The 6,308-nt window shown below is 60.9% G+C and carries 6 protein-coding genes; 3 read left to right on the plus strand and 3 right to left on the minus strand.

The features are described 5' to 3' along the window. Positions 1-37: 37 nt before the first annotated feature. Positions 38-478 (minus strand): CBS domain-containing protein, encoded by a 441-nt coding sequence (locus tag AC07N4_RS27885; protein ID WP_096823056.1) that lies wholly within the window; start codon positions 476-478, stop codon positions 38-40. A 189-nt stretch (positions 479-667) separates the two neighbouring features. Here AC07N4_RS27885 and AC07N4_RS27890 point away from each other — a divergent pair, with 189 nt between their 5' ends. Continuing rightward, positions 668-3,028 (plus strand): DNA polymerase II, encoded by a 2,361-nt coding sequence (locus AC07N4_RS27890; RefSeq protein ID WP_493066575.1) that lies wholly within the window; start codon positions 668-670, stop codon positions 3,026-3,028. On the opposite strand, the gene AC07N4_RS27895 is transcribed toward AC07N4_RS27890, so the two are convergent. After that, on the minus strand, positions 2,993-3,463 hold the full coding sequence (locus AC07N4_RS27895; protein WP_096823054.1) for a DUF1810 domain-containing protein: 471 nt from the start codon (positions 3,461-3,463) through the stop codon (positions 2,993-2,995). The genes AC07N4_RS27890 and AC07N4_RS27895 overlap by 36 nt on opposite strands. A 29-nt stretch (positions 3,464-3,492) precedes the next feature. Continuing rightward, entirely contained in the window at positions 3,493-4,314 is an 822-nt protein-coding gene (locus tag AC07N4_RS27900) for an aldo/keto reductase (RefSeq protein ID WP_493066576.1), read from the minus strand. A 433-nt stretch (positions 4,315-4,747) separates the two neighbouring features. Between AC07N4_RS27900 and AC07N4_RS27905 the strand changes: the two genes are divergently transcribed. Both AC07N4_RS27905 and tssI read left to right on the plus strand, forming a co-directional pair. Continuing rightward, on the plus strand, positions 4,748-5,263 hold the full coding sequence (locus tag AC07N4_RS27905; RefSeq protein WP_007949952.1) for an Hcp family type VI secretion system effector: 516 nt from the start codon (positions 4,748-4,750) through the stop codon (positions 5,261-5,263). 128 nt (positions 5,264-5,391) lie between these two features. Next, positions 5,392-6,308, plus strand: a 917-nt coding sequence (gene tssI / locus AC07N4_RS27910; protein WP_495065916.1) for a type VI secretion system tip protein TssI/VgrG, incomplete at its 3' end; no start/stop codon positions are given.

Consider the following 6,308-nt stretch of genomic DNA (forward strand, 5'->3'; position numbering starts at 1 on the left):
TCCCACGCAGAGCGTGGGAACGATCAGGGTGAAGGCATCACTCCCCGCGAATGTACTGCTCCAGCTGTTTGATCAGCTCGGCCTGTTCGGCAATCGCTTCCTTGACCAGGTCGCCGATCGACAGCAGGCCCAGCAGCTTGCCGTTTTCCACCACCGGCAAGTGGCGCAGGCGTTTGTCGGACATGATGCTCAGGCAAGTGTCGACGGTCTGGTGGGTGTCCACCGTGATCACGTTTGCGACCATGATGTCGCGTACCGGCGTGCCTACCGAGGAGCGCCCGTGCAGCACCAGTTTGCGCGCGTAATCGCGTTCGCTGATGATGCCCACCACTTTATCGTCCTCCACCACGAGCAAGGCGCCGACGTTTTTCTCGGCCATCTTCATCAGCGCTTCGAGCACCATGTGATCGGGTTTGATCTGGTGCACTTCCTGATTTTTCTGATCTTTGAGCTTGAGCAGCTGGGCGACGGTTTTCATGGCGGTTACTCAGGTGTTGTCGTTGTTCTCCAAGCATCGTAGACGCAGGCGCGCAGAGCAAGGCCGCAAAACGGCAGATAACACGCAAAAAACGTCATTTGGCGGGTTTTTTCATTGCGAGGCCTGTGCCACCGGTTGCTGCAATGCCGCGTAGAATGCCTTTCTGAATCAATTCTTGAGGTCGCAGTGGTGGATTTACAGCAGGGCTTCGTCCTGACCCGGCATTGGCGCGACACCCCGGCCGGCACCGAAGTCGAGTTCTGGCTGGCGACCGACGCCGGGCCGCGCCGTGTGCGCCTGCCACATCAGCCATCGGTGGCGTTCATCCCGGCGGCGCAGCGCGAGCAGGCCGAGCTTGTGCTGGCGGGCGAAAAGAACGTCGAACTGCGCCCCTTGGCCCTGCAGGATTTCGAACATCGCCCGGTGCTCGGGCTGTATTGCCAGCAACACGGCCAGTTGATGCGCCTGGAAACGGCGCTCAACCGTCACAATGTCGATGTCTTCGAAGCCGATGTGCGGCCACCCGAGCGCTACCTGATGGAGCGTTTCATCACTGCGCCGGTGTGGTTCAGTGGCACACCCGATGCCGACGGTGTGCTGCTCGACGCCCACCTCAAGCCTGCGCCCGACTATCGCCCGACACTGCGGCTGGTTTCGCTGGATATCGAAACCACCGAGCAGGGCGAGCTGTATTCCATCGCGCTGGAAGGCTGCGGCGAACGGCAGGTGTACATGCTCGGCGCACCGAACGGTGATGACAGCATCGTCGACTTCGACCTTGAGTACTGCGAATCGCGCACACTGATCCTGAAGAAACTCAACGACTGGTTCGCCCGCCACGATCCCGACGCGATCATCGGCTGGAACCTCGTGCAGTTCGACCTGCGCATCCTCCACGAACACGCCCGACGCCTTGGCGTGCCGCTCAAGCTCGGGCGCGGCGGTGAGGAAATGCAGTGGCGCGAACACGGCAGCCGCACTCATTACTTCGCGGCCGCGGCGGGGCGGCTGATCATCGATGGCATCGAATCCCTGCGTTCGGCGACCTGGAGCTTCCCCTCGTTCAGCCTGGAAAACGTCGCCCAGACTTTGCTCGGCGAAGGCAAGTCGATCGACAACCCGTACCAGCGCATGGACGAAATCAACCGGATGTTCGCCGAGGACAAACCGGCGCTGGCCAAGTACAACCTCAAGGACTGCGAACTGGTCACGCGGATCTTCGCCAAGACCGAGCTGCTGAAATTTTTGCTGGAGCGCGCCAGCGTCACCGGCCTGCCGGCGGATCGCAGCGGCGGTTCGGTGGCGGCGTTCACTCATTTGTACATGCCGTTGATGCACCGCCAGGGCTTTGTGGCGCCGAACCTTGGCACCAATCCACCGCAGGCCAGCCCCGGCGGATTTGTCATGGACTCGCAACCGGGGCTGTACGAATCGGTGCTGGTGCTCGACTACAAGAGTCTTTATCCGTCGATTATTCGCACATTCCTGATTGATCCGGTGGGGTTGATCGAAGGCTTGCAGCATCCTGACGACAGCGACTCGGTGCCAGGTTTTCGCGGCGCCCGTTTCTCCCGTACCCGTCATTGCCTGCCGTCCATCGTCGCCCGGGTCGCCGAGGGCCGCGAGACCGCCAAGCGTGAACACAACGCGCCGCTGTCCCAGGCGCTGAAGATCATCATGAACGCCTTTTACGGCGTACTCGGTTCCAGCGGTTGCCGGTTTTTCGATACGCGGCTGGCGTCATCGATCACCCTGCGCGGCCACGAAATCATGCTGCGTACCCGGCAGTTGATCGAGGCTCAGGGGCATGCGGTGATCTATGGCGATACCGACTCGACCTTCGTCTGGCTGCGTCGCCCCCACGGTCAGGAAGAGGCGGCGCAAATCGGCCGGGCATTGGTTGCGCACGTCAACGACTGGTGGCGCGAACATGTGCGCGAGCAGTACGGGCTGGAAAGCGCCCTCGAATTGCAGTTCGAAACCCACTACAAGCGTTTCCTGATGCCGACCATTCGCGGCGCCGAGGAGGGCAGCAAAAAACGCTATGCCGGCCTGGTGACCCGCGCCGACGGCACAGAAGAAATGGTCTACAAAGGCCTGGAAACCGTGCGCACCGACTGGTCGCTGCTGGCCCGGCAATTTCAGCAGGAGTTGTACGAGCGGATCTTCCAGCGCAAGCCGTATCAGGATTACGTGCGTGAATACGTGCGCAAGACCCTGGCCGGCGAGTTCGACGAGCGACTGGTCTACCGCAAGCGTCTTCGCCGAACCCTCGACGACTACGAACGCAACGTGCCGCCCCACGTGCGCGCCGCACGGCTGGCCGACGACTACAACGCGCAGCACGGTCGCCCGCGGCAATACCAGAACGGCGGCTGGATCAGCTACGTGATCACCCTGGCCGGCCCCGAGCCGCTGGAAGTGCGCCGCGCGGCCATCGACTACGACCACTACATCACCCGCCAACTGCAACCGGTGGCGGATGCGATTCTGCCGTTTGTCGACGACGATTTCTCAACCCTGATCGGGGGGCAACTGGGCTTGTTTTGAGTCCAGCAGTTGCAGGGTCCATTCGTCCTGAATGCCGTGGAAATAACGCTCCAGCGCTTGATGCCAGAGGCTGTTTTCGTCGGCGAACTGGGCGAACAGGGTCATCGATGAGTGGAATTTCAGGTCGTCCGGATGGCCGAAAATCTCGGCAATCGAACGCTGCTGCACGTTCAGCACCAGTTGCGCGCAGGTGCGCAGCCGGGCGCCGAGCAGCTCATGGGCCAGATAAGCCTTGGCTTCCCCGGCCGAGCCGATGGCAAAGCGCCGGGACATCTCGCTGCCCCCGAGCCCGGCGAACTGCGGAAACACAAACCACATCCAGTGGCTGCGCTTGCGGCCCTCGTCGAGTTCGCGTTGCACCCGTTCGAACACCGGGTCCTGGGCCAGGACAAATCGTTGCAGGTTGAACGGGTCGTACTGATCAGTGCTTCTCATGGCGAAGCCCTCTGCCCGTCGGCGGTGGCTCAGACCATGGCCAGCCGCTGCTTGCGTTGTGGCGCGTGAAACGCCTGGTCCAGCGCCGCCAGATCCCCGGCATCGAGCTGTAGCTGCGCCGCTTGTGCATTGAGCTGCACATGTTCCGGACGCACTGCCTTGGGAATCGCAATCACCCCATCCTGACGCAGAATCCACGCCAGCGAAACCTGTGCCGGGGTCACGCCGTGACGAACGGCAATCTGTTTCAGCACGGTTTCCGCGAGCATCGCGCCGCCCTGGCCGATCGGGCAGTACGCCATCAGTGGCATGCGCTGTTGCTGACACAACGGCAGCAGGTCGAATTCGATGCCGCGCTCTTCCAGGTTGTACAGCACCTGATTGGTCGCGCAGGCCGAATTCGACAGTTCTTCAAGATCGCCGACGTCGAAGTTCGACACGCCCCAGCGGCCGATCTTGCCGTCCTCGCGCAGACGCTCGAAGGCCTCGACGGTTTCTTCCAGCGGATACTGGCCGCGCCAATGCAGCAGATAGAGGTCGATGTAATCGGTGTCGAGCCGACGCAGACTGCGTTCGCAAGCCTGGGGAATGCCTTTGCGACTGGCGTTGTGCGGGTAGACCTTGCTCACCAGGAACACTTGATCGCGCAGGCCGGCGATGGCTTCACCGACCACGGTTTCGGCACCGCCCTCGGCGTACATTTCGGCGGTGTCGATCAGGGTCATGCCCAGTTCGATGCCACTGCGCAGGGCCGCGACTTCACGCGTGTGCGCCGAGCGGTCTTCGCCCATGCGCCAGGTGCCCTGGCCAATCACCGGAACCTGCACGCCAGCCAATTCGAGGGTACGCATTCAAACCTCCTATCTGAAAACGGTCGATACCTTTAAGTGGGCAGCAGGATAGCCCATGGGTTCCATATGAGGGTGTCGGCCCGTTGAGGCGTTTATGGCGAGGTTCTGTTGCTCCGATGTATTGAACGGGCGTTTCGCAACTGCGCAAGAAGTTGCGCAGTTGTCCGTAATAAAACCAGGTTAAAAACCGCTACAGGCCTTGCCGATCTTGGCCTCCAGCCAAGTGCGCAAGAAGTTGCGCAGTACTGCGCAACTTCTTGCGCACTTTTCGACGAATTCAGTGGGAATTTTCGCCGAATCTGCGAAGAAAACTTACCAAGCCCCCGGTTTATAAGGGTTTGAAAAAGTTGGCATGCTAATTGATGGCCATTGGCCGCCTCTTGGGTGATATCACCTATCGGCGCACCCAACGATTCAGCAAGGAGCACACCCCATGGCAACACCAGCGTACATGTCGGTTACCGGCGAAAAACAAGGCCTGATCACTGCCGGCGCCTTCACCGCCGACTCCGTTGGCAACACCTATCAGGAAGGCCACGAAGACCAGGTCATGGTTCAGGCTTTCACCCACGACGTGATCATCCCGCGTGACCCGCAATCCGGTCAGCCAACCGGTCAGCGCGTTCACAAGCCAGTCGTGATCACCAAGGTCTACGACAAGGCTTCGCCTCTGCTGCAAGCAGCACTGACCTCCGGCGAGCGCATGAGCGAAATCGTTATCCAGTGGTACCGCACTTCGGCGCAAGGCACCCAAGAGCACTACTACACCACCAAACTGGAAGACGCGATCATCGTCGCCATCAACAACAAAATGCACAACTGCCAGGACCCAGGCAACGCGCACTTCACCCACCTGGAAGAAGTGCAGTTCACCTACCGCAAAATCACCTGGACCCACGAAGTATCCGGTACTTCGGGTTCCGATGACTGGCGTGCTCCAGTCGTTTAATCGCGGCTGATGGTTGTACCGCCTCGGCCGGGTTCGCCGGTCGAGGCACCTTCACTACTCAAAGAATTTTCAGCGTCAGATCCTTATCGATCTGGCGTGCGCTGCAGCACAGCACGAGGGACAAGGGAATGTTCTCACCGGCCAACCAGGCTCATTTCAACCTGACCATCGATGGCGCGGACAGCGATTTCCAGGTGCTGTCGTTCACCGGTCGGGAGGCCCTCAACACGCCCTTCGAATTCGAGCTGGAACTGGTCAGCGAAAAGGCCTCGATCAACCTCGAAAGTCTGCTGCACAAACTGGCGTTTCTTCAGCTGTCGCCGAGCGGCACCGGGATTCACGGGCTGATCTACAGCATCGCCCAGGGCGAGGCGGGCAAGCGCCTGACCCGCTACAAGATCTCGCTGCGCCCGCAGCTTTCGTACCTCGCGCACCGTTTCAATCAGCGCATTTTCCAGCAGATGACCGTGCAGCAAATCATCAGCCAGGTGCTGGAAGAACACGGCATCCTCGCCAGCGATTACCACTTCCAGCTCAGCGCGATCTATCCCGAGCGCGTCTACTGCACGCAGTACGACGAAAGTGACCTGCATTTTGTCCAGCGCCTGTGCGAAGAGGAGGGGATTCACTACCACTTCCAGCACACCGCCAGCGGCCACAAACTGACCTTCGGCGATGACCAGACGGTGTTCCCGAAACTGGCGCCCGTGGCCTATCAGCAAGACTCCGGGCTGGTGGCGGACAAACCGGTGGTCAAGCGTTTCGGCCTGCGCCTGGCGACCCGCACCAGCCGCACCACGCGGCGCGATTACGACTTCGTCAAACCGAAGATCGAGCTGGAAAGCGACGCCAAGAGCAGCGCCCAGCCGGACCTGGAAGACTACGATTACCCGGGCCGTTTCGTGGATCGCGAGCGCGGCAAGCACCTGGCCAACCGCAACCTCGAACGCCACCGCAGCGACTATCGCCTGGCCGAGGGCAACAGCGACCAACCGATTCTGGTCACCGGGCATTTTCTGGCCCTGACCGACCACGCCAACCCGAC

The organism is Pseudomonas sp. GW821-FHT09E04, from assembly GCF_059416185.1.

Excerpts from the sequence above, each read along its gene's own strand:
- AC07N4_RS27885 (WP_096823056.1), bottom strand. The coding sequence starts at position 478 with ATGAAAACCGTCGCCCAGCTGCTCAAGCTCAAAGATCAGAAAAATCAG.
- AC07N4_RS27895 (WP_096823054.1), bottom strand. The coding sequence starts at position 3,463 with ATGAGAAGCACTGATCAGTACGACCCGTTCAACCTGCAACGATTTGTC.
- AC07N4_RS27900 (WP_493066576.1), bottom strand. The coding sequence starts at position 4,314 with ATGCGTACCCTCGAATTGGCTGGCGTGCAGGTTCCGGTGATTGGCCAG.
- AC07N4_RS27905 (WP_007949952.1), top strand. The coding sequence starts at position 4,748 with ATGGCAACACCAGCGTACATGTCGGTTACCGGCGAAAAACAAGGCCTG.